Source organism: Bradyrhizobium sp. LLZ17, assembly GCF_041200145.1.
Classification (GTDB): domain Bacteria; phylum Pseudomonadota; class Alphaproteobacteria; order Rhizobiales; family Xanthobacteraceae; genus Bradyrhizobium.
Map to the genome: position 1 here is coordinate 1,299,802 of NZ_CP165734.1, position 22,723 is coordinate 1,322,524.

Below are 22,723 nucleotides of genomic sequence, written 5' to 3' on the forward strand. Positions count from 1 at the left end.
CACCTCTTGATCAATCCGCGTGCCCAATGAAGCTGACCGTTGCGCCAGCTTCGCCGTTCCACATGTGCTACATGTCCTCCAAAGAGGCTAACGTCATGGCCGATGTCGTCGTTGAGCAAGGCCGTCTCGCTCGTGCTGCGAGCCCGCGCAAACGGGCGAGCCTGCGCAATGCAATGGGACGGAAATCGACCGTAGCGTTCTTTCTGACGCTGCCGCTGATCCTCCTGATCGCCCTGCTCGTGCTCTATCCAGCCTTCTATTCGGTCTATCTGGCGACACTGAACAAGGCGATGACGAAGTTCGTCGGCCTCAGCAATTTCACGTTCCTGTTCAAGCGCGAAACGTTCTGGATGGTGGTGAGGCAGTCCTGCATTTTTGCGATTACCGCCGTGGTCTTCAAGGCGCTGATCGGCTTCATCGTCGCGCATTTCGTCCACAACATTCCCGGCAAAAAGCAACGCAAATGGCGCGGCATGCTGCTGGTGCCCTGGGTGATCCCGCCGGCGATGAGCACGCTGGCCTGGCTGTGGCTGTTCGACCCTTCCTACAGCGCCTTCAACTATACGCTCTCGTTCTTCGGGATCGGTCCCATCCCCTGGCTCGGTGATACCTTCTGGGCGCGTTTCTCCGTCATTCTCGTCAACGTCTGGTACGGCGCACCGTTCTTCCTGATCATGTACCTGGCCGCGCTGAAATCCGTGCCCGACCAGCTCTACGAAGCCGCAGCGATCGACGGCGCCAATTGGTGGCAGAAGATCTGGCACATCACCTTGCCGATGATGCGCAACATCATCGCCATCACCACTCTGTTCTCGCTGATCGTCACTTTCGCCAATTTCGACATCGTGCGCATCCTGACCTCCGGCGGTCCGCTCGACCGGACCCATCTGTTCGCCACCTGGGCGTTCCAGGTCGGCATCCAGAGCAGCGACATTCCGCTCGGCGCCTGCGTCTCACTGTTCATGGTGCCGATCCTCGCCGTCGCAGCGGTCTTCATCCTGCGTGATGTCTCCAAACGCGGGAACGAAGCCTGATGAGCACGATGGCAATCGACAAGGCGGGACCGAATCGCAAAGTCAAACTGCGCAGCATGAGTCGGGACCGCACCTGGGCGTTGCGTTGGTCCTACTTCTTCCTGGTGCTGTTTGCGATTTTCTTCCTGATACCACCGGTCTACATGCTGATCACCTCACTGAAGAGCAGCGCGGAGATTTCGGCGGCGACCAATCCGTGGTGGGTATTTCACCCGACGCTGTCGAACTATGTCGAGCTCCTGACATCGAACCAGTTCCTGCGCTTCTTCTGGAATTCCTCGATTATCTCGATCGTGGTCGTGATCGTGACGATGTTGATCAGCATCCCCGCGGCATTCGCGCTTGCGCGGATGAAGTTCTGGGGCTCGGCGACGCTCGCGACCGGCGTATTCCTCACCTATCTCATTCCGGACAGCCTTCTGTTCATTCCGCTGTTCAAGGTGCTCGCGACGGTCCAGGAGTTCACCGGCATCCCTCTGCTGAACCGGTGGTACGTGCTGGTGTTCATCTATCCGACGCTGACCGTGCCGTTCTGCACCTGGATCATGATCGGCTATTTCGCCTCGATCCCGAAGGAGCTTGACGAGGCTGCTCTCATCGACGGCGCCTCATGGCTCCAGACCCTGACACGGATATTCATCCCGGTCGCGCTGCCGGGGCTGATCGCTGCCACCATCTTCGCCTTCACCGTGTCCTGGGCCCAGTTTCTCTATCCGCTGGTCTTCACTACGTCGATCGACCAACTCGTGCTGCCCGTCGGTATTACGACGACGCTGATCAAGGGCGACGTTTTCAACTGGGGGCAGATCATGACCGGCGCGCTGCTTGGCGCCGCGCCGCCGCTGGTCATCTACGCCTTCCTGATGGACTATTACATTGCCGGCCTGACCGCCGGTGCGACAAAGGGTTGATGTCTTATGGCTGAAGTTGCATTGCGGAAGGTGGTCAAGCGTTACGACGAGGTCGAGGCGGTGCGCGGCATTGATCTCGACATCGCCGACCATGAGTTCATCGTGCTGGTGGGGCCCTCCGGCTGCGGCAAGTCGACGACGCTGCGCATGATCGCAGGGCTCGAGGACATCAGCGACGGCGACATCATGATCGGCGGCGACGTCGTCAACGACGTGCCGCCAAAGGATCGCGACATCGCGATGGTGTTCCAGAACTATGCGCTCTATCCGCACATGACGGTCGCGGAGAACATGTCGTTCGGGCTGCGGCTGAAGCACTATCCGAAGGCCGAGATCAAGGCGCGGGTGACGGAAGCCGCGCGGCTCCTCGACATCACCGACCTGATCGACCGCAAACCGAAGCAGCTGTCCGGCGGCCAGCGCCAGCGCGTCGCGATGGGCCGCGCCATCGTGCGCAATCCGAAGGTCTTCCTGTTCGACGAGCCGCTGTCCAATCTCGACGCCAAGCTGCGCGTGCAGATGCGGATCGAGATCAAGAAGGTGCACCAGAAGGTGCGCACCACGACGGTCTACGTCACCCACGACCAGGTCGAGGCGATGACGCTGGCCGATCGCGTGGTGGTGATGAACAAGGGGCGCATCGAGCAGATCGGCACGCCGAACGAGCTCTACCACAAGCCGGCGACGCGCTTCGTCGCGGGCTTCATCGGATCACCAGCGATGAACTTCATTCCGTGCCGGCTGGAAGAGTCAGGCGGCAAGCTCAACATCCGCCTGACCGACCGCATCGCCTTCCCGCTGCCACCGGCCCGTGCCGCCCGCTACAACGCGCTGCCGCGAACCGAAAACCTTCTGCTCGGCATTCGCCCCGAGCATCTCACGGAATCGCATGCGCATCTGGAGCCCGGCGTCGAGACTTTCGACACCGTGCTCGACGTCACCGAGCCGATGGGGATGGAGACCCTGGTTTATTTCGGGCTCGAGGGCACGCCGATCTGCGGCCGTGTCGATCCCAATGCCGGCGCCAAGGACGGGGCACCCATGCGTTTGGCGATGGACCTCAACAATATGCACCTGCTAAACGAGGCGACCGGCGTCGTGCTGTGACGGCACGACCATAAGCGCGAGCAGGCGGGGGACGATGGCGACCAACAAGAAGAAGATTTTCGTTACACAAACCTTGTCGCAAGGCGCGCGCACTCTTCTCACCCAACGGGACGATATCGAGCTCGTCGAGTTTCCGAACCTGATCTCGGCCAAGGACTTCGAGGCGCTGCTGAAGAGCCATGCGCCGGTCCACGGCGTGGCGCTGGGCGCCACCCCGTTCGGCGAGACAGAGCTCGAAGCCTCCAAGGACATGAAAGTGGTGACGCGGATCGGCGTCGGCTACGACGCCGTCGACGTGCCCGCCCTCTCCCGCCGCAAGGTGCCGCTGATGGTCGCAGGCAGCGCGAACTCTCCCTCCGTCGCCGAACAGGCGCTTTTCATGATGCTGACGCTAGCCAAGCGCGCGCAGGAGATGCACGCCTGCGTCAAGGATGGCAGATGGGCCGACCGCCTCGGCATGCTGCCATTCGATCTCTACGGCAAGACCGTGCTGATCGTCGGCTTCGGCCGCATCGGCACGCGCACCGCCAAGCGCTGCCTGGCGATGGAAATGAAGGTCCAGGTCTACGATCCCTACAAGGATGCCACCGAGATCAAGGCCGCCGGTTGCGAACCCGCGGCCGACCTCGACGCCGCGCTGCCTAACGCCGATTTCGTCACCATCCATTGCCCGAAGACGCCGGAGACAATCGGGCTTTTCAACGCGGCACGGATCGGGCTGATGAAGCCGACATCCTATCTCATCAACACCGCGCGCGGCGGCATCGTGAAAGAAGCGGCGCTGTACGAAGCGCTGACCACGGGCAAGCTCGCCGGCGCCGGCATCGACGTGTTCGAGCAGGAGCCGCCGCCGGTCAGCCACGCGCTGCTCGCGCTGCCCAACGTCATCATCGCTCCGCATGTCGCCGGCGTCACCGTCGAGGCGGTGATCCGCATGAGCGAGCAGACCGCGCGCAACATCCTGAGTGTGCTCGACGGTGATCCGATCCGGCAGAACATCATCAATCAGGACGTGCTCGGCTGAAGAGAATCCAGGGCGGGTGGCCCATCCACCCGCCTTCGCAGCGCCAGAATGCGTCCCATTTTGGTGCAGATCGAGCCCCAACTCAGCCTTAATCAAACCCGCGTATAAGCCAGCCGCGCCGGCAGTGGGACCAATTTGCCGGCGGCGTCGAGCTGGAGGATGGACTCTTGTCAGAAATCGACCCGACCGACCAAGCGCTGGCGACCATCGCCAGCATTTTTGAGCACTCCGAGCCCCCGCTTGCCGTCCGGGACACCGAGTCCGAAACCGCGGTCAGCGATGAACATTCCATCGTCGACGAGCACGAGCACCCCGTGGTCGAGGAGCAGCCGCTGGTACCAGAGCCGGCCGACGCCGATGGCTACAGCAAGCTCGGCCCCGGGCCGATGGTCGCGATCCGCCTCAAATGGACGGTCCATCGCGGCGACGATGGCCAGTACTACGTGCACGAGACCATCGGCGAACAATCCGCGCCGGTGATCAGCGGCCCGATGACGAGCGAAGCCGCGGTGCATTTCGTCGATGCGCACCAGGACGAGGCGCATCGGCGCTTCGAAGAGCTGCGCAGCGAGATCGCAGGCCGCAGCTCGCTCGCAGATTACGAGCGCAAGGGCGAAGCGTAAGCTCATCGCCTCACTTCCGGGCGAGATAATCCTTCTTGACGAGCTCGACGCCTGCGTGCCGCAGCAGGTCGTAGGCCGTCGTCACGTGAAAGAAGAACTGCGGGACGCTGAACGTCAGCAGCAGCGTCCGCCCGGTGAAGGGCAGCTCGGTGCCGTTCTTCAGCCTGAAGAAGACATGCCGCTCCGCCGCCGCATCGATGTCGGCACGCGGCAGGCTTTCGATAAAATCGATCGAGGTTGCGATGCGCGCCTGAAGGCCGGCCATGTCGTGCTCCAGCGCCGGCAGCGCCACAGGCTCCTGCTGCGCCAGCAACGCCGGCGCGATCGTGGCGTGCCGGCAGGCTTCGCCGACCTGCTGCGCCAGATCGTACATGTTCGGCGACAGCCGCATCCCGAGCAGGACGGCCGGATTGAACTTGCGGGTCTCGGCATAGGCGACGCCCTTGTCGAGCAGTCCGGACAGATTGCGCAGATGCGGCACGAACAGGCCGACCGAGGCCTCGTACATCGAGATCGTCACCCCAAATTTCCTTTCAGATCCTGCTCGCCAGCAATTGCCATCTGGTCTAAATCCACATCAAGAGCGGCACAATGACAGCTCGGGCATCGGTGGAAAAGAGATGATCGTTCAGATCGTGGCGGCCCTGGCCGTGATGTTGCTGGCAAACCTTTCGGCCCAGGCGCAGCAGCCGGGACCCTCGCGCCTCGACGACATCGTCAAGCGCGGCACTTTGCGGGTCGGCATGACCGGCGACTACAAGCCCTTCACCTATCTCGACAAGGCCACCCAGCGATTCTCTGGCTTCGATGTCGACATGGCGGAGGCGTTGGGCAAGGCGCTCGGCGTCAAGGTCGAATATGTGCCGACGGCCTGGCCGAAGCTGATGAAGGATTTCGAGGCCGACCAGTTCGACATCGCGATGGGCGGCATCTCGGTCACGCTCGACCGGCAGAAGAAGGGCTACTTCTCCGCGCCGATCATGCGCGAGGGCAAGACGCCGATCGCGCGCTGCGCCGACGTGGGCAAGTACCAGACCATCGCCGATATCGACAAGAAGGGCACCCGCGTCATCGTCAATCCCGGCGGCACCAATGAGCGTTTTGCGCGCGCCAACGTCAAGGACGCGGACATCAACGTGTTTCCGGACAACACCGTGATCTTCGACGAGATTGCCAAGGGCAATGCCGACCTGATGATGACGGACGCCTCCGAGACACGTTATCAGCAGAAGCAGCATGCCGGCGTGCTCTGCGCGGTGCACCCGGACAAGCCGTTCGACTTCTCCGAGAAAGCCTATTGGCTGCAGCGCGACATGGCGCTGAAGGCCTTCGTCGACCAGTGGCTGCACATCTCCATGGAGGACGGCAGCTACAAGAAGATCTACGCCGCCTGGTTCGACTAGCGCCCACCCCTTTCGCTTGCCTCAGCCAAACTTTGGACCGGCTCCGCGCGTATTGAACCCGGACCGCCGGGAGGACGACTCATACCGAGAACAGTGATCTAGATCACTTTTTGCGATCGGGCCGGGGCGTAGGCGTCGGTGCGGGGACCACCTGTTTCAGGAGATTGAAATGAGGAAGCTGTTGGCGATGGCCGCATTCCTTTTGGCGAGTACCGCAGCGCAAGCGCAGTACACCTTCGATTACGGCGGGCGGACCATCCGCATCGACCCCGATCGCGGCACGGTGTCGATCCCCGGCGTCTACGACAACACCGGCCAGGGCAAGACCAAGAAGGCCAAAAAGAACGACGCGAAGCCGGAACAGGCTCCGCAACAGGCCAAGGTCGATCCGCAAGAGCCGGCCGCACCGGCCGCCGCTCCCGCCGCAGCGCCGCCCGCGGCCGAGCAGGCTCCGGCCGCGGCTCCTGCAGCTGCAGCGCCACCGCCCGCTCCGCCAGCACCTGCGTCGACAGCGACCGCCAACAATGCTCCGGCCGACACGGCCGTGCTGCCGCCCGCGCCGCCCCCGGCCCCGACTGTAGCTGCCGCGCCCCGGCGCCGCCTCCGCTCCCAGCGCCAGCGCCGGTTCAGTCGGCGGCCGTCAGCCCGGCTCCCGCCGCCGCACCGGCGCGTGATCTCAATTCACCGCTGGGCGTCTGGCTCACGGAGGAGAAGGAAGGCAAGGTCCGCATCGAACAGTGCGGCAACAATCTCTGCGGCTATTCGGTCGACAGCAAATCGAACCAGAACGGCGAGCAGGTCCTGATCAACATGAAGCCGACAAAGGACCAGAAATGGTCCGGCCGCATCCTCGATCCCAACAACGGCTCGACTTACGACTCGACGATCGCACTGAAGGGCACCGACCGTCTGCGGGTGCAGGGCTGCGCCTTCGGCGGCATGTTCTGCGGCGGCCAGACCTGGACGCGCGTGAACTGAGCTACGCGTACGGCGTTCCGACTTCGAAAAGGGCTCCACGATGCGGGCCCTTTTCCTTGTGCCCGTCGTTGCGGGGTGCGCCACCTCACACAGCCCCATGCGCGCGTGACTGTCATCACATCGCGTGTCCCCCGCGTCTGCCAGGATGCAAGCAGGTTCAACCACAGGGGCGTGTCATGAATTGTTTTCGCAAAGGGCTGTTCGTTACCGTGTTCGCCTTGGCTCTGCCGGTCGCGCAAGCGAACGCCAGCACGTTCGACGGCGCATGGAATGTTCGCATCGCGTCGTCGAGCGAGACCTGCGGCAACGGCGCAACCGTCGCGATCGGCATCAACAATGGTCAGATTGCTTCGAGCAGCGCCGCGGTGACGGCGTCCGGCCGTGTCGCCGATGCTGGCAGCATCAACGTCACCTTGAGCACGGGCCTCAAGCGCGCCGTTGGCTTCGGCCGGCTCAGCGGCACCTCCGGCTCCGGCACATGGCGTGGCGCCATGTGCACGGGGACGTGGACCGCTGAGCGGATATAGCTAGCCGACTGCCGCGCCGTACTCGGCGTCGGTCACCGGCTCCAGCCAGGTCGAATAGACGCCGTCAAGCGCTTCCTGCATCGCGATGTGGGTCATGCCGTTGGTCGGCGTCGCCCCGTGCCAATGCAGTTCGCCCGGCGGAATCCAGACGGTATCGCCGGGACGGATCTCGCGGATCGGGCCGCCCTTGGCCTGGACCCGGCCGACGCCGGAGATGACGTACAGCGTCTGTCCGAGCGGATGATGATGCCAGTTGGTGCGCGCACCCGGCTCGAACGACACGCGCGAGCAGTTCAGCCGTGCTGGCGCGGGCGCCATGATCACGGGGTCCTGCAATACGGTGCCGGTGAAGTTTTCCTTGGGCGCGCGGCGGGTCGGCCGCGTGCCTGCGACAGTGATCTCCATGGTGGTACCTCGCTTGTTGTCGTTACTTCTTGCTTGCCGCGTAGCGCGCCTTGGTCTCGGCGTTCATGGGATAGAGGCCCGGCAGCACCGCGCCGTTGTTCACCTCGTTGACGATCCAGGCTTCCATGCGTTCCTGCTCGACACCTTCGGCCAGCACGTGATCGAGCATCGCCTGCGGGATCAACACGCAGCCGTCCTGGTCGGCGACCACGATGTCGTTCGGGAACACCGCGACGCCGCCGCAGCCAATCGGCTCGCCCCAGCCGACGAAGGTGAGGCCGGCAACGGAGGGCGGCGCGGCATAGCCGTCGCACCACACCGGAAGATTGGTCCCGAGCACGCCCTCGACATCACGCACCACGCCGTCGGTGACGAGCGCGGTGACGCCGCGCTTCATCATGCGGGCGCAGAGGATGTCGCCAAAAATGCCGGCATCGGTGATGCCCATGGCATCGACCACGGCGATGCAGCCCTCGGGCATCGCCTCGATCGCGGTCCGGGTCGAGATCGGCGACGACCAGGATTCCGGCGTCGCCAGATCCTCGCGCGCCGGCACGAAGCGCAGCGTGAAGGCCGGTCCCACCAGGCGCGGCAGGCCCGGACGCAGCGGACGCGCGCCGCGCATCCAGATGTTGCGCAGGCCCTTCTTGAGCAGGACCGTGGTGATGGTGGCGGTGGTGATGCCGGCGAGGGTCTTGCGGGCTTCGGGGGATAGCGACATGGACGGCAACGAGCTCCGAAATAGGCGGGACAGGACGCCGCGCATCTTGCGAGGCGCCGCCTTCGCGTCAAGGGCCAAGAACGCAGGCCCGCCGGGCTGTTATGCGATGCGATAACAAGGCTTTATCCCTTGCCCTTGCATTAATTTATTGGACTTGCGAGCGCATTTACGCGAAGCAGGCGATGCGCAGCTCAAGGATGAGCCCGCGTTTTCCAGAAGCCCGATTTCGAGAGCCCTTCGACAGCTCATGACCGCGACGCTTCCCCCGCCCCGCCTTCTGCCCAGTGGCGACAGCGCCGTCACGGTCGAGTTCAGCCGCACCATCGACGATACCGCCAACCAGCGCGTGCTGGCGCTCGACAAGGTGCTCGCCGCGGCGGCGATCGATGGGATCACCGAATCCGTCCCGACGTATCGCTCGCTGCTGGTTCATTACGATCCCGGCAAGATCGGCTTCGACGCCCTTGGCGAAAAGCTGCTTGCGCTTGCGACCCAGCCGCTGCCGCCGGCTACGACGGCGCGGCGCTGGCGCATTCCCGTCGCCTATGGCGGCGAGCACGGCATCGACCTCGAGGATGTCGCCAAGGCGTTGAACACCACGCCCGACGACATCGTCGCCAGGCATGTCGCCGGCGACTACAAAGTCGCGATGATCGGCTTCACGCCGGGCTGGTCTTATCTCAGCGGGCTGGACAAATCCCTGCACATGTCGCGGCGGCGAGAATCCGCGGTTGCTGACCCCCGCCGGCACGATCTCGATCGGGGGCATCCAGGCCGGAATCCAGTGCCTGGCTGCCCCGAGCGGCTGGCATCTGCTCGGCCGCACGCCGGTGCGGACGTATCAGCTCCACCGGAATCCGATCTTTCTGACCGAACCCGGTGATCGCGTGACGTTTTTCGCGATCGACCACAAGACCTTGGAGGAGCAGGATCGCGCCGCCGAGGCCGGCGAGATCATCGCCGAGCAGGTGGTCGCATGAGCCGGCTCGTTGTCGCCAGCATCGGGCCTGCAAGCTCCGTCCAGGACGGCGGGCGTCCGGGTGCGCAGCGCTATGGCCTGACCCCAAGCGGCGCGATGGATCGCCTTGCGCTCGCGGCAGCGAATACGCTGGTCAGCAACGACCCGTTCGCCGCCGTTGTCGAGATCGGCCCGTTCGGCGCCGCCTTCACGGCCCGCGACGGCGCGGTGCGCGTTGCGGTTGCCGGCGCGCCGCGCAACGCGGATATCGCCGGCCGACCGGTGGCCATGGAGACCTCGGTGACGCTGAAGGACGGTGAGACGCTGACGCTTGGTTTCGCCCGCGGCGGCGCGTTCACTTATCTCGCGATCGAAGGCGGCATCAAGGGTGAGCCGGTGTTCGGCAGTCTCGCGGTGAACGCGCGCGCGGGCCTCGGCAGCCCCTACCCGCGCCCGCTGCAGTCCGGCGACGAATTCGACGTCGATCCCGCGAGCGGCGCGCCTGAGCTGCGGATTGAATTGCCAAAGCCGATGAATGGTCCCATTCGCGTCCTGCTGGGACCACAGGACGACGAGTTCGACGACGCCAACAAGACGCTGTTCCTCAACAGCGAATGGAAGATCTCGGCGACGTCCGACCGTATGGGCTACCGGCTCGAGGGTCCCGCGATCAAGCACCTGCACGGCCACAACATCGTTTCCGACGGCACCGTCGACGGCAGCATCCAGGTGCCCGGCAACGGCGCGCCGATCGCCCTGATGATGGACCGCGGCACCTCCGGCGGTTATCCGAAGATCGCAACCGTGATCACGGCCGATGTCGGCCGCCTCGCGCAGATCTCGGCCGGCACGGTGTTCCGCTTCAAGGCCGTCAGCATGGCCGAGGCGCAGGACGAGGCCAAGACATTCGCGCAACTGATCCGCACCCTGCCCGATCGCTTGCGCGCCGCCGACACCGTCGCGCTCAACATCGAAGCGCTCAGCGATGCCAACGTGGCGGGCTATGCTGTCAGTGCCGTCGACGCCGGGACCTGGCAAGTTGCGGCCGAGCCGTAAACGACAAGAGGACCAGAGACGGAGAGCACCCCATGAAGACGATCGATCTCAATTGCGATCTCGGTGAAGGTTTTGGCGCGTGGGAGATGGGCAACGACGCCGCGATGATCGAACTTGCGAGTTCGGTCAACGTCGCCTGTGGCTTCCATGCCGGCGATCCCGACATCATGCGCCGGACCGTCGAGCTGGCGAAGGCGCGCGGCGTCTCCGTCGGCGCGCATCCCGGCTACCGCGACCTCCACGGTTTTGGCCGGCACCCGATCGCGGGCCTGAAGGCCTCCGAGATCGAGAACCTCGTCGCCTACCAGATCGGCGCATTGCAGGCGATCGCGACCGCGGCCGGCCACAAGGTGACGCATGTGAAGGCGCATGGCGCGCTCTCCAACGTCGCCTGCGAGGAAGACATGACGGCGAAGGCGATCGCCGCCGGCATCAAGGCCGTCGATCCGAGCCTGATCTTCGTCGTGCTCGCCAATTCGAAGCTGGTGAAGGCCGGCGAGGACGCCAATCTGCCGATGGTGCACGAGGTGTTCGCCGACCGCGCCTATGAGGACGACGGCAATCTCGTCTCGCGCAAGAAGCCGGGCGCGGTGTTGCACGATGCGAAAGTGATCGCCGACCGGGTGGTGCGGATGGTGCAGGATGGTGCGGTGGTCTCGGTCACCGGCAAGGTCATCAAGATGCGCACGGACACGGTCTGCATCCACGGCGATACGCCCGGTGCCGTCGAGATCGCGCGTGGCTTGCGTCAGGCGTTGAAGGATGCGGGGATCGAAGTGGCGCCGTTCAAGCGCGGGGCGTGAGGTTGGTCGTCATTCCGGGATGATGCGAAGCATCAGACCCGGAATCTCGAGGTTCCGAGTTCGGCTTCGCCGCCCCGGAACGACAACTCAGAACGGGTGCACCGAGAGCGTGCCGAACACGATGGCCGCGATGACCGCGACGGCGCTGTAGAGCCCGATGTGATGGACGCTGGCGCCAGTCCGCCGCGAGAGCGAGCGCGCGTAGAAATGCAGCCTGGCTTCCGCCGATAGCTCGCGCATTGTGGATCTCCAACGTCCCATTCCGGGGGATTATGAGGGATCAACCCCGGTGGGCCGCAAGGCGGCGACGGAAATAGCGATGCGGTTCTCCTGAAATACCGGCTTGGAGGTGCAAATTCTCCGCGGTGACCGGTTCCGAGAATCCCATTCGTTAAAATCCGCGCCGATTGGAACCGGCTCCTGTCGCGTTAGTACACATCCGCCTGGAACCTGCCCGTCTTCTTGAGCTCGGCGATAAAACTCACGGCGTCGTCGGTGGAGCGGGCACCGAACTGGGCGACGATGTCGACCAGCGCACGCTCGACGTCCTTGGCCATGCGCTTGGCATCGCCGCAGATGTAGAGATGCGCGCCTTCGGCAAGCCACGTCCACAGTTCGCGGCCGACCTCGCGCATGCGGTCCTGCACGTAAAACTTCTTCTCGCCGTCGCGCGACCACGCCAGCGACATGCGGGTCAGAAGTCCCGAGGTCTTCATCGCGTTGAGCTCGTCCTGATAAAAGAAATCGCAATCGCTGCGCTGGTGACCGAAGAACAGCCAGTTCTTGCCAGGCGCGCCGGTCGCCTTGCGATCGAGCAGGAAGGCGCGGAACGGCGCGATACCGGTGCCCGGGCCGATCATGATGATCGGCGTTTTGGGATCCTGCGGCAGACCGAAGCCGTGCGCCTTCTGCACATAGACCTTGAGCTTCTCGCCTTCATTGATGCGCTCGCCGAGGAAGGTCGAGGCGACGCCGATACGCTTGCGCTTGCCGATGACGTAGCGCACGGAATCGACCGTCAACGACAGTTTTCCGGGAGTCGCGTTGTGCGACGAGGAGATCGAATAGAGCCGCGGCTGGAGCGGCTCCAGCGCCTCGACGAAGGCCTCCGGATGCGGCCGGGTGCCGGAAAATTTCTGGAGCGCCGCCATGACGTCGAGCGTGGCGGCATCCCCATCGGGATCCTCGCCCTGTGCGAGCGCCCGCGCCTTTTCGCGCTGCGCACCGCCGGTGATGAAGGAGAGCAATTCGAACAGCGTGTCCGGCGCCGGCGACAGGGAGACGTCCTGGATCAGCGCTTCGCGCAGCGTCTTGCCGTTGACCTTCGTGGTATGGGAGGCGCCGAGCAGCGCGATGACCTGGTCGACCAGCCCGATATCGTTGCGCGCGAGCACGCCAAAGCTGTCGCCCACGACGTAGTCGAGCTTGCTCTCGGAGAGATCGAACTCGACGTGATAGGTTTCCTTCTCCGACTTTCCCTTGTTGAGAAGGCGGCGCGACAGGAAGGTCGCTGCGATCGGGTTGTCGCGCGAGCGGCCGGGTTCGGCAATCGTGACCGTCACCGCGGGCGCCGCCACAGCATCGGCCTTGCTGGCCGCCGGCGCCTTGTCGAGCTCCTCGTAGAGCGACTTCAGCATCCGCGCGGTTTCCTTGCCGCCGGGGACGCAGAGGTTGAGCCGCGCTTCGCTGCGGGTGGCGATCGCCTCCGAATAATCGTGGCAATTGTAGCCGCACTGGCCGCAATCCTGCTGCGCCATCGCCGCCATCATCTTGCGGCGTACGGGCCGGCCGTCAGCGAGCTTCATCCGGTCGGCGATCGGCATGGTCTGGTCGTGCCAGGGCGCTTCGCCGTCGTCGCCGTCCCCGGCTGCGCCTTGCATGACGGCCGCGCCCTGCTCCGCCGACAAAGGCGTAGCCGCATCAGGCGACAACAGTCCAGCAAAGAAGCCGTTCAGCCAGGAACGCTGCGCGTCGGAGAACGGCGCACTCGTTGGAATGATATCGAGTTTCGGCGGAGGGCTGATCTGGTTCATGCGGACACCTCTGCATCGGCAAGCTTGCGCAGCGTCTCGCCGTCATGGCGGCGCGCAAACGACAGGAAGGTTTCGTCGGGAGACGAGCGATGGGCGATATAGGCTTTGAGCAGCGCCTCGACCGTCTTCGGCGCGTCCTCGGCCTTGAGGTCGTGATAGACCTCCTGCCCGACATCGGCATCGGGACCGAACCCGCCGCCGGTGAAGAGGTGATAGCCCTCGACCGTGTCCTCCTCGCCAACCGGCACGCGCGCCCCGATCAGTCCGATATCGCTGATGTAGTGCTGCGCACAGGAGTGGTGGCAGCCGGTGACATGGATGTTGACCGGCTTGTCCATCGCGATACGCGGCTCGCACCAGTCGCCGATCTCGGCGGCGTGGCGCTTGGTATTCGAAGCGGCGAAGCGGCAGCCGGCGTTGCCGGTGCAGGCAATCAGGCCGGCGCGGATGTGGGAGGCCTCGACCGCCAGTCCGATCTGCTTGATCGCCGCAATCGCAAGCTCGACGCTATCGTCGCGCACGCCTGATATCAGCAAGTTCTGCCAGACGGTCAGGCGGATCTCGCCGTCGCCAAGATCCCGCGCGACCTTGGCCAGGCCCCGCATCTGTTCGCAGGTGATCTTGCCGAGCGGCACCGAGACGCCGATCCAGTTCAAGCCGTCCTGCTTCTGCTTGTGCACGCCGATATGCGCCATGCGGTCCGCCGCAGGCCGGGGCGCAAACGCCTCTTGCGGCACGCGCGCAAACGGCGTCTTCAGCCGCTCCTCGACGAGCTTGAGGAAGCCGTCATGGCCCATGGCGTCGAGCACATATTTCAGCCGCGCCTTGTTGCGGTTGGTGCGGTCGCCATGCTCAATGAACACCCGCACGATGGCATCGGCGACCGCGGTCGCCTGCTCGGGCTTGACGATGATGCCGGAATATTTTGCGAAATCCTTGTGTCCGGTGATGCCGCCGAGACCAAGGCGAAACCAGATTCCGGGCTCGACGCCGAACCCGTCTTTCACCTCGAACGCCGTGAAGGCGATGTCGTTGGTCTCCTCCAGCACCGCGATCCTGCCGGCGCCGTCGAAGGCGACGTTGAACTTGCGTGGCAGGCCATAGAGCGAGCGATCGTTGAGGATGTGATAGTGCCACTCGCGCGCGAAGGGCCGCGTGTCGATCAGTTCCTGCGGATCGATGCCGGCGGTCGGCGTTCCCGTCACGTTGCGGATGTTGTCGGCGCCGGAACCGCGCGAGCACAGGCCGAGATCCTGGATGCCCTCGATCAGCTTCACGGCGTGCTTCGGCGGAATCTCGCGAAGCTGCAGATTGGCGCGGGTCGTGACATGGCTGTAGGGCCCGCAGAGATCATCAGCGAGATCGGCAAGGCCTGACAGCTGCCAGTGCTTCATGATGCCGTTGGGAATGCGCAGGCGGCACATGTAGGAGTCCTGCGTCGGCGCGACGTAGAAGATGCCGAAATAGCGCCAGCGGAAATTATCCGCGGGACTCGGCGGCGCGTTGTCGTGCGCCTGCTGGCGCAGCCGCGGATAGGCGTCGAACGGATGCTCGTCGCGCTTGAATTTTTCCTGGTCGGCGAGCTTCTTGCCCGACGCGACGACCCTGTCCTGCGCCTTGATGTGCACGGCATCGGGACCGGTGGGCTCAGCGTTCGCCTTCCCGGCGGCGGCGCCGAGACCGCGACCGACCCGGCTGATCTGCAGACCGGTCGTGAAGCCCTCGAGATAGCGTTTCTGGTCGTCGGTAAAGTCGACTGAGACTGTATCGATTTTCATAGTCTGTAACGAAGCTCCTGCGGCCACCTCGGTGGGATCGACGGAATGGTAAGACCGGCGAGGACCTCGGCTGGCTCTGGAGCCGGCTTTGCCACTCGACGGTCCAAGCAGCTTCGTTGCTGTGGGACTTGGCGCAGCAGGCGACTGTGACTGGCTGGCCGCACTGCAACATTCAAGTTGCGTGCCAGCTTTGCGAAAATGAAATATTGAGCTATTTCAAATAATTATGGTGAGGGTCAAGAGATCCCGGCTCCGGAACTCTCTCGAAATTCGAGCAGTCAGCTCAAAATTTGGACGATAATCCCGGCTGCCCAAAAACGCTCCAGGCCGAATCAGGCCTTCCAGCGACCGACCTCGAAGGCCTCGAGATGCCCCCGGATATTACCGGGATCGAAGGTGGGGCCGGCGAACGCGCCAAACGCCGCCGGAGCCTCCGCAGGCGGCCGCTGTCCGAGAGCCGCATCGTAAAGATCCGGCCTGAACACGGCCATGGCCGTCTTGACGCCGTCGGGGTCAGCGTCGCCTGACCCCAGCGCACCATCTGGGCATAGAGCCACGCCGCCTGGACCGGATCCGGGCGCCCTGCCCCTTCGCGTCCGACCAGAAGGTAGCGAGCACTTTCGCGGAAGCTATCGTCGGGCGATATCTTCAGCCGCCCGTCGAGGGTGCGCTGGATCACTTCAGCATCGACGCCGATCCGTTCCGGCTGCGCGAGGATGCGCGCGGCCTCGGTCCGGTTTTCGGCGTGCTCGATGAACTCGGCCGCTTTCACTGCCGCGCGGGTGAGCGCGGCGACCACGTCCGATCTTGTCGGCCCAGACCTGGCGAACCGCCAATACCTTCTCCGCTGCGTGTACGAGAATATCGGAGACGAAATGCAGGATATGGCCGACGCCGAGATCGACCGCGATCGAATTCCAGGGGGCGCCGACGCAGAACGCGTCGACATGGCCGCTCTTGAGACTATCGACCATGTAAGGCGGCGGCAGCACCACGAGGCGCACGTCCTCGTCGGGATCGACGCCGGCCGCCGCCATCCAGAACCGCAGCTGGTAATTGTGGGTCGAGAACGGAAAAGTCATGCCGAAGGTCAGCGGCTCGGCCCCGGCCTTGCGCCGCTTGGCGACCAGCTTCGCCAGCGCTTTTGCGGTCGCAAGCGGATCGAAACGGTCGCCGTCGATCTCTTGCATCAGCGCGGCATGCAGCGCCGGCGACACGGTGATCGCGTTGCCGTTGATGCCGAGATTGAAGGGCGCCACGATCGGCACCTTGACATGGCCGAGCCCGAGCGAGGACGCGATCGCCACGGGCGCGAGCAGATGCGCGGCGTCGAACAGGCCGATATTGAGCTTGTCGCGGACGTTGGACCAGGACACCTCCCGCACCAGCTCGACCTCGAGCCCCTCGGCGGCGGTGAACCCCTTGTCGACGGCGACGATCAGGGCGGCGGCATCGACCAGCGGGATGAAGCCGATGCGGAGCGGAGCGGTCATTTCAGCATCTCCGACGCGGTGATGATCGACTGCGCGATCTCGCCGATTTTCTTCTTCTCGCGCATGGCGGTGGAGCGCAGCAGCACATAGGCCTCGTCCTCGGTGAGGCCCTTGACCTTCATCAGGATCCCCTTGGCCTTCTCGATGACCTTGCGGTCCTCGAGCTGCGACTTGGTGCGCTCCAATTCCTCCTGGAGCTTTGCGAAGGCGTTGAAGCGGGACACGCAGAGGTCCAGGATCGGCTTGATGCGCTCCTTCTTCAAGCCGTCGACGATATAGGCGGACACCCCGGCCTCGACCGAGGCCTGGATCGAGGAGGAATCGCTCTGATCGACGAACATCGCGATTGGGCGCCGCACGGCGCGGCTGACCTGGAACATCGCTTCCAGCACGTCGCGGCTGGGGTTTTCCAGATCGATCAAAATGATGTCGGGGTCGACCGCATAAATACGGGCGAGCAGGCTCTGCATCTCGCTGATATGGACGATCTGCGTGAATCCGGCCTCGCGCAACCCTTCCTCGAGGATCGCGGCCCGGATCGGGCTTTCGTCGACAATCACGATTTTAGGCGACTGTTCGGCGCTCATTGCTCACTCACGTCAGGCGATTCATCCATAGCACGCCCGAACGCCCTGCAAAGGGTTGTAATTAGTGGCTATTAGGACTAGCTCCTGCCGATCAATCAGGCAGATCTCCGGATATGGAACAGACGGCTGCGCCCAAGGTCAGCTTCGTGTCGCTCGGGTGTCCCAAGGCATTGGTGGATTCCGAACGCATCATCACGCGCCTGCGCGCCGAGGGCTACGAGCTCGCCCGCAAGCATGACGGGGCCGACATCGTCATCGTCAACACCTGCGGCTTCCTCGACAGCGCCAAGCAAGAATCGCTCTCGGCGATCGGCGAGGCCATGGCCGAGAACGGCAAGGTGATCGTGACCGGCTGCATGGGCGCCGAGCCCGAGCAGATCGAACAGGCCTATCCCGGCGTGCTGTCGATCACCGGCCCGCAGCAATATGAGAGCGTGCTGGATGCCGTGCACCGCGCGCTGCCGCCGGCGCACAATCCGCATCTCGATCTGGTGCCGCCGCAAGGCATCAAGCTGACGCCGCGTCATTACGCCTATCTGAAGATCTCGGAAGGCTGCAACAATCGCTGCACCTTCTGCATCATCCCGAAACTGCGTGGCGACCTCGTCTCGCGCCCAGCCAATGACGTGCTGCGCGAAGCCGAGCGCCTGGTCGATGCCGGGGTCAAGGAGCTGCTGGTGATCTCGCAGGACACCTCGGCCTACGGTGTCGATCTCAAATATGCCGAGAGCCCGTGGAAGGACCGCCAGGTCCGCGCCAGATTTCTCGATCTCGCCCGCGAGCTCGGCGAGCTCGGGGCCTGGATCCGGCTGCAGTATGTTTACCCCTATCCGCATGTCGACGAAGTCATCGCGCTGATGACCCAAGGCAAGGTGCTGCCCTATCTCGACATCCCGTTTCAGCACGCGAGCCCCGAGGTGTTGAAGGCGATGAAGCGCCCGGCGGCGCAGGACAAGACGCTGGCGCGGATCAAGCGCTGGCGCGAGGAATGTCCTGATCTCACCTTGCGCTCGACCTTCATCGTCGGCTTCCCGGGCGAGACCGATGCCGACTTCGCCTATCTGCTCGACTGGCTCGATGAAGCCGAGATCGATCGCCTCGGCTGCTTCAAATACGAGCCGGTCGCCGGCGCCACGTCGAACGCGATCGCAAATCCCGTCCCCGCCGAGATCAAGCAGGAGCGCTATAACGCACTCATGGCGCGCCAGCAGAAGATCTCGGCGCGCAGGCTGAAGCGCAAGGTCGGCACGCGGCAGCAGATCATTATCGACGAGGTCGGCCCGACCGTCGCCAAAGGCCGCTCCAAGGCCGATGCGCCGGAGATCGACGGCGCAGTCTACCTCACCAGCCGCCGCCCGTTGCGCGTCGGCGAGATCGTCACGGCGAAGATCGAGCGCGCCGACCAATACGACCTGCACGGCAGCGTCGCGGGGTTTTGATCTTCCGCTGTTAGGATTGGTGCAGCCACGCAGTCGCTGCAACCTCTCCCGCTTGCGGGAGAGGTCGCGCCGAAGGCGCGGGTGAGGGCTTTCTCCTCATTGGGAGTCTCTCTGCGGAAGCACCCTCTCCCCACCCCTCTTCCGCAAGCGGGCGAGGGAGCGCACTGTCGCTTGGGGCTACAGCTCTGTCAGCCTAGCCATTTCGGCACCCAGCGCTCCGGCCTTGGTGCACGGGTGAGATCGGCCCTGGCTTCGGAGAGCAGCGCCGGCTCGCCATCGATGGCCGGGCGCGCGTCGTAGTCGAAGTTGGGCATGACCCGGCCGTCGGCATAAAGCCCAAAACTCATCGCGTACCACAGCCCGAGCTCGGGCTGGGCCCGGCGCATCTCCTCGCGCAATTCGCGCAACAGCGATCCGATCGAGGCGGCTTCCTCGAACGGCTGCGGTCCCTGCTTGAGAATCCGCGCCTGGTATTGCTTGCCCACGATCGCGACTTCGAAGCGGGTCTTGTCCCAGGCCTTCTTGCCCTTGGGCAGATGCGCCGCAAGCCGCCAGCCGAGCTCGGCCATCATCCGGTGATTGGCCCAGTAGTCCTCGCGCTCGCGGCTCCACTTCTCGACGAAGCCGCGGAAGTCGGGCAGCTCCGACGATTGCTCCTCGGGCGCCATCCTTTCGCCGGGCGGCCGTCCGGCGAGCCACTGCGCAAGCTCGTCGGTCTGACACTCGACCTCGTCATCCGGCAGCAGATCGTGCCAGGCTTTGTCGAATTGCTGCGCGGTCAGCTTCGCGAGCAGACCGTCCAGCGTCGGCGCCAGCAGCTGATAGTCGCCCTCCGACCCCAGCCCCACCATCGGCGGGTCGTCGCGGTCGAGACCGGCGCCGTACCAACCACCGACGGCCGAACCGTCCGGCAAGCGCATGAACAGCGCGAAGCGGTCCCGCAACGAACTGCCGTCGAAGATCGGGGCCTGATCGGAGAACTGGCCTTGCAGCGAAAAGCAGCCGACGCTGCCCCAGGGACGCCCGTTCAGCCAACCGGCAAAATCAAGCAACAGGGGTGGCGCTTCGATGCCCGGCGGAAACGCGCCGCGAATGCTGTCGAGATCGATCGGGTAAGGCTTATCGGACAAAGCAAAAACTATCTGGTTGATCCCGCCCCTCTTGGTCTCGCCGGTCGTGCGTCCGGTTCGAACCAATTCGCGCGGTCTGATCACAAACTCGCCAGAGGCTTGATAGTTTCCGCGTAGCAATCAATGACATACAATCACAAGATCAATATGCGGGCCGGGCTCTGCTAACGGATTGCGAGCAGTCGCTCAAGATGCGCGAGAACGATCCTTATACGCTTGATAGCCGCGCCCTCATCTACCTCAAGCTCAGCAATCTCGATGCAGCGATTGCCGACTACGATCGCGCATTACGGCATGCCATGAGCAAGTCACTGGACCAGACGGATGCACACGGAGCGTGTTCTAGAAAACGCCTGCTTGACAAGCCCTGCCATTCGGCTGTACGGACCCGCCCCATGATCTCTTCCCGGACCCACCTGCGCCAAGCCATGCGTCGTCGCTCCCGCGACGATGATGGGTTGCGCCATGTCCGACGACGCCGCTGAAGCACTGAATTCAGCAGAGTTTTCGAGAAGGCCGCACCCCCAGTGCGGCCTTCTTGCTTTTCGCGCGTCTTTTTCACCCCGCCCCAGAGGAGTTCGACATGCCCAACGCCACCCATCCGTATGATGCGCTGATGGACATCACTGCTCGTCCCAAGGCCGTGTTCGTTCGCGGCGCCGGCTCCTACCTCTGGGATGACAGCCGCAAGCGCTATCTCGATTTCGTGCAGGGCTGGGCCGTCAATTGTCTCGGCCATTCGCCGCCCGCCATTGCCGATGCGCTAACAGCACAGGCCAAGCGGCTGCTGACGCCGAGCCCGGCCTTCTACAACGAGCCGAGTCTCAAGCTCGCGCAGGCGCTGGTCGCCAACAGTGCCTTCGACCAGGTGTTCTTTGCCAATTCCGGCGCGGAGGCCAATGAGGGCGCGATCAAGCTCGCGCGCAAATATGGCAGCCTGCACAGGAACGGCGCGTTCGAGATCATCAGCTTCGAGGGCGGCTTTCACGGCCGGACGCTGGCGACGATGTCGGCGTCGGGCAAGAAAGCCTTTGAGCCGCTGTTCGAGCCGAAGATTGCCGGCTTCAAGAAAGCCAAGCTCAACGATATCGCCTCGGTCGAAAAGCTGATCAACGCCAACACGGTCGCGGTGATGATCGAGCCGATCCAGGGCGAATCCGGCGTGTGGCCGGCCAGCGATCAGTTCCTGAAGGAGCTGCGCGCGCTCACCGAGGCGCGCGGCCTGCTGCTGATCTTCGACGAGATCCAGACCGGCATGGGCCGTACCGGAAAGCTCTTCCACTATGAGCACACCGGGATTGCGCCTGACATCATGACGCTCGGCAAGGGCATCGGCGGCGGCGTGCCGCTCGCTGCCCTGCTTGCGACCGAACGCGCGTCCTGCTTCGAGCACGGCGACCAGGGCGGCACGTTCAACGGCAACCCGATCATGTGCGCGGCCGGCCTTGCCGTCCTGGAACAGGTCAGCAAGCCCGACTTCCTGAAGTCGGTCACCGAGACCGGCCTGCTGCTCGAAAGCGAGCTCCAGAAGGTCTCGGCCCGGCACGGGCTCGGCGAGGTGCGCGGCCGCGGCCACTTGCTGGCGCTCGACCTCAGGCTGCCGATCGCACCTGGCATTGTCGCACAGGCGTTCGAGGCCGGCGTGCTCCTCAACGCACCGCAGGTCGACGCGTTGCGCTTCATGCCGGCGCTGAATGTCACGAAGGGAGAGATCGCGGAGATGATCGATTGTCTGGACGGGATCTTGACCAAGGCGGGTGCGGCGAGGCGCGTGGCGTAGCTGCACCGGGCAAGCTCGAGGCGGCCTGTCGTGACGGCTTTCCCCACGACGGCCCGCCCTGCGCCGGGTCGTTTCCCTACCCAAAGCGATGGTGATGATGAGGCATATCGCGAATGAGGCGAAACCGATCCCTCAGAATCCTTTCGCATTCGCAGGAATTCCGCCGCAGCCCTTCCAGATCGCGGATTCGAATGGCTCCGCGCGAACCGTCGATGACGCGCTTTGCATCGAGCTCCGAAAGCGCCTTCGAGACTCCCGGACGCCTCACGCCCAGAGCTGAGGCGATCATACTATGCGTAACAGGTACGCGGTCGCTTCCGATGCGATCTTGGGCCAGCAGAAGCCATCGGGCGACGCGTTCACCGATTTCATGCCTGCCATTGCAAAGCGCCATCTGCATATTGAGCGCCATCAGAACCTGGACGTATCTGAGCAGGTGTTCCCTGATCGTCGGGCTCCGCTGCAGGACATCCCGGAACGCATCGGCTTCGATGCGTAGTGCGCTTCCCGGCACCCGCACCACGCTTCGCTGGATCGTTTGCATCGTTCCGAGAACCAGCGACACCCCCACAAACCCGAACTTGCCGACCACCGCCACTTCGACCGGACCATCCCTGACCGTCCGAACGACCCGCGAAACCACACCGGACTCGATAAAGTAAGCCGCATCGGGGTAACGCAGCGCCTCCTGGAGAATCTCATTCCTCTTGAGCGGAACGGGCTTCAGGTGCGGTCGAAAGAGACCGAACTCGGCTTCCGGCAGCGTCGCAAGAATTGCATTCTGGACGGACGACGGCGCCTTGTCGAAGTGCTGAGTCGGATCGAATACCGCGGGATCAAGCATCGCCTTCCTTACGAGCCGCCGGGGTTCACGCGCCCACAAATGCGAACGACCGAGTGCAGTGCGAAATTAGCTCCAGAGCAAGGCGCCGT

General features: G+C 64.1%; 21 protein-coding genes and 3 pseudogenes. 14 read left to right on the forward strand and 10 right to left on the reverse strand.

Annotated features, from left to right (window positions below):
- The first annotated feature begins 95 nt into the window (after positions 1–95).
- The 5 genes from AB8Z38_RS06420 (at position 96) to AB8Z38_RS06440 (ending at position 4,699) form a co-directional block, all read left to right on the forward strand.
- Positions 96–1,034 (forward strand): carbohydrate ABC transporter permease, encoded by a 939-nt coding sequence (locus AB8Z38_RS06420; protein ID WP_369726757.1) that lies wholly within the window; start codon positions 96–98, stop codon positions 1,032–1,034.
- Positions 1,034–1,945 carry a carbohydrate ABC transporter permease gene (locus tag AB8Z38_RS06425; protein WP_369723594.1) on the forward strand — a complete coding sequence of 304 codons (912 nt, stop codon included), beginning with the start codon at positions 1,034–1,036 and terminating at the stop codon, positions 1,943–1,945. The genes AB8Z38_RS06420 and AB8Z38_RS06425 overlap by 1 nt, the downstream gene beginning before the upstream one ends.
- Positions 1,946–1,951: 6 nt before the next feature.
- Positions 1,952–3,052, forward strand: coding sequence for an ABC transporter ATP-binding protein (locus AB8Z38_RS06430; RefSeq protein ID WP_369723595.1), 1,101 nt, complete (start codon positions 1,952–1,954; stop codon positions 3,050–3,052).
- 34 nt (positions 3,053–3,086) lie between these two features.
- Positions 3,087–4,076 (forward strand): hydroxyacid dehydrogenase, encoded by a 990-nt coding sequence (locus tag AB8Z38_RS06435; RefSeq protein ID WP_369723596.1) that lies wholly within the window; start codon positions 3,087–3,089, stop codon positions 4,074–4,076.
- 167 nt (positions 4,077–4,243) lie between these two features.
- Positions 4,244–4,699 carry a hypothetical protein gene (locus AB8Z38_RS06440; protein ID WP_369723597.1) on the forward strand — a complete coding sequence of 152 codons (456 nt, stop codon included), beginning with the start codon at positions 4,244–4,246 and terminating at the stop codon, positions 4,697–4,699.
- A gap of 10 nt (positions 4,700–4,709) precedes the next feature.
- On the opposite strand, the gene AB8Z38_RS06445 is transcribed toward AB8Z38_RS06440, so the two are convergent.
- Positions 4,710–5,207, reverse strand: a complete 498-nt coding sequence (locus AB8Z38_RS06445; RefSeq protein WP_369726758.1) for a DUF1993 family protein — start codon at positions 5,205–5,207, stop codon at positions 4,710–4,712.
- A gap of 112 nt (positions 5,208–5,319) precedes the next feature.
- Here AB8Z38_RS06445 and AB8Z38_RS06450 point away from each other — a divergent pair, with 112 nt between their 5' ends.
- The 3 genes and pseudogenes from AB8Z38_RS06450 to AB8Z38_RS06460 all read left to right on the forward strand — a co-directional run bounded on the left by AB8Z38_RS06450 (position 5,320) and on the right by AB8Z38_RS06460 (position 7,607).
- Entirely contained in the window at positions 5,320–6,102 is a 783-nt protein-coding gene (locus AB8Z38_RS06450) for a transporter substrate-binding domain-containing protein (RefSeq protein WP_369723598.1), read from the forward strand.
- Between the two features lie 169 nt (positions 6,103–6,271).
- Positions 6,272–7,080, forward strand: a pseudogene (locus tag AB8Z38_RS06455) (DUF2147 domain-containing protein).
- A 176-nt stretch (positions 7,081–7,256) separates the two neighbouring features.
- Positions 7,257–7,607, forward strand: coding sequence for a hypothetical protein (locus AB8Z38_RS06460; RefSeq protein WP_369723599.1), 351 nt, complete (start codon positions 7,257–7,259; stop codon positions 7,605–7,607).
- Here AB8Z38_RS06460 and AB8Z38_RS06465 read toward each other — a convergent pair whose 3' ends face one another.
- The gene (locus AB8Z38_RS06465; RefSeq protein ID WP_369723600.1) at positions 7,608–8,012 is read right to left on the reverse strand and encodes a cupin domain-containing protein; all 405 of its coding nucleotides are present in this window, start codon (positions 8,010–8,012) and stop codon (positions 7,608–7,610) included. It abuts the gene before it with no gap.
- A 22-nt stretch (positions 8,013–8,034) separates the two neighbouring features.
- The gene (locus AB8Z38_RS06470) at positions 8,035–8,733 is read right to left on the reverse strand and encodes a ribonuclease activity regulator RraA (RefSeq protein WP_211386428.1); all 699 of its coding nucleotides are present in this window, start codon (positions 8,731–8,733) and stop codon (positions 8,035–8,037) included.
- 247 nt (positions 8,734–8,980) lie between these two features.
- Between AB8Z38_RS06470 and pxpB the strand changes: the two are divergent.
- The 3 genes and pseudogenes from pxpB (at position 8,981) to AB8Z38_RS06485 (ending at position 11,550) form a co-directional block, all read left to right on the forward strand.
- Positions 8,981–9,713, forward strand: a pseudogene (gene pxpB / locus AB8Z38_RS06475) (5-oxoprolinase subunit PxpB).
- Positions 9,710–10,747, forward strand: a complete 1,038-nt coding sequence (locus tag AB8Z38_RS06480; protein WP_369723601.1) for a biotin-dependent carboxyltransferase family protein — start codon at positions 9,710–9,712, stop codon at positions 10,745–10,747. Before pxpB ends, AB8Z38_RS06480 begins: the two are co-directional and overlap by 4 nt.
- A 32-nt stretch (positions 10,748–10,779) precedes the next feature.
- Entirely contained in the window at positions 10,780–11,550 is a 771-nt protein-coding gene (locus AB8Z38_RS06485) for a LamB/YcsF family protein (RefSeq protein ID WP_369723602.1), read from the forward strand.
- A gap of 87 nt (positions 11,551–11,637) precedes the next feature.
- Here AB8Z38_RS06485 and AB8Z38_RS06490 read toward each other — a convergent pair whose 3' ends face one another.
- The 5 genes and pseudogenes from AB8Z38_RS06490 to AB8Z38_RS06510 form a co-directional block, all read right to left on the reverse strand.
- A complete protein-coding gene (locus AB8Z38_RS06490; protein WP_369723603.1) occupies positions 11,638–11,790 on the reverse strand; it encodes a hypothetical protein in 153 nt (50 codons plus the stop codon).
- Between the two features lie 188 nt (positions 11,791–11,978).
- Positions 11,979–13,583 carry a sulfite reductase subunit alpha gene (locus AB8Z38_RS06495; protein WP_369723604.1) on the reverse strand — a complete coding sequence of 535 codons (1,605 nt, stop codon included), beginning with the start codon at positions 13,581–13,583 and terminating at the stop codon, positions 11,979–11,981.
- Entirely contained in the window at positions 13,580–15,361 is a 1,782-nt protein-coding gene (locus tag AB8Z38_RS06500; RefSeq protein WP_369723605.1) for a NirA family protein, read from the reverse strand. The genes AB8Z38_RS06495 and AB8Z38_RS06500 overlap by 4 nt, the downstream gene beginning before the upstream one ends.
- A 332-nt stretch (positions 15,362–15,693) precedes the next feature.
- Positions 15,694–16,854 (reverse strand): annotated as a pseudogene (locus AB8Z38_RS06505) (CmpA/NrtA family ABC transporter substrate-binding protein).
- Entirely contained in the window at positions 16,851–17,441 is a 591-nt protein-coding gene (locus tag AB8Z38_RS06510) for an ANTAR domain-containing response regulator (RefSeq protein ID WP_369723606.1), read from the reverse strand. Before AB8Z38_RS06510 ends, AB8Z38_RS06505 begins: the two are co-directional and overlap by 4 nt.
- A gap of 113 nt (positions 17,442–17,554) precedes the next feature.
- Here AB8Z38_RS06510 and rimO point away from each other — a divergent pair, with 113 nt between their 5' ends.
- On the forward strand, positions 17,555–18,880 hold the full coding sequence (rimO, locus tag AB8Z38_RS06515) for a 30S ribosomal protein S12 methylthiotransferase RimO (RefSeq protein WP_369723607.1): 1,326 nt from the start codon (positions 17,555–17,557) through the stop codon (positions 18,878–18,880).
- Between the two features lie 188 nt (positions 18,881–19,068).
- Here rimO and AB8Z38_RS06520 read toward each other — a convergent pair whose 3' ends face one another.
- Positions 19,069–20,010 carry a hypothetical protein gene (locus AB8Z38_RS06520; RefSeq protein ID WP_369723608.1) on the reverse strand — a complete coding sequence of 314 codons (942 nt, stop codon included), beginning with the start codon at positions 20,008–20,010 and terminating at the stop codon, positions 19,069–19,071.
- Between the two features lie 191 nt (positions 20,011–20,201).
- On the opposite strand from AB8Z38_RS06520, the gene AB8Z38_RS06525 reads away from it, so the two are divergent.
- Both AB8Z38_RS06525 and AB8Z38_RS06530 read left to right on the forward strand, forming a co-directional pair.
- Entirely contained in the window at positions 20,202–20,495 is a 294-nt protein-coding gene (locus tag AB8Z38_RS06525; protein ID WP_369723609.1) for a tetratricopeptide repeat protein, read from the forward strand.
- Positions 20,496–20,593: 98 nt separating this feature from the next.
- The gene (locus AB8Z38_RS06530; RefSeq protein ID WP_369723610.1) at positions 20,594–21,790 is read left to right on the forward strand and encodes an acetylornithine transaminase; all 1,197 of its coding nucleotides are present in this window, start codon (positions 20,594–20,596) and stop codon (positions 21,788–21,790) included.
- Between the two features lie 76 nt (positions 21,791–21,866).
- On the opposite strand, the gene AB8Z38_RS06535 is transcribed toward AB8Z38_RS06530, so the two are convergent.
- Entirely contained in the window at positions 21,867–22,634 is a 768-nt protein-coding gene (locus AB8Z38_RS06535; RefSeq protein WP_369723611.1) for a Crp/Fnr family transcriptional regulator, read from the reverse strand.
- Positions 22,635–22,723 lie beyond the last annotated feature (89 nt).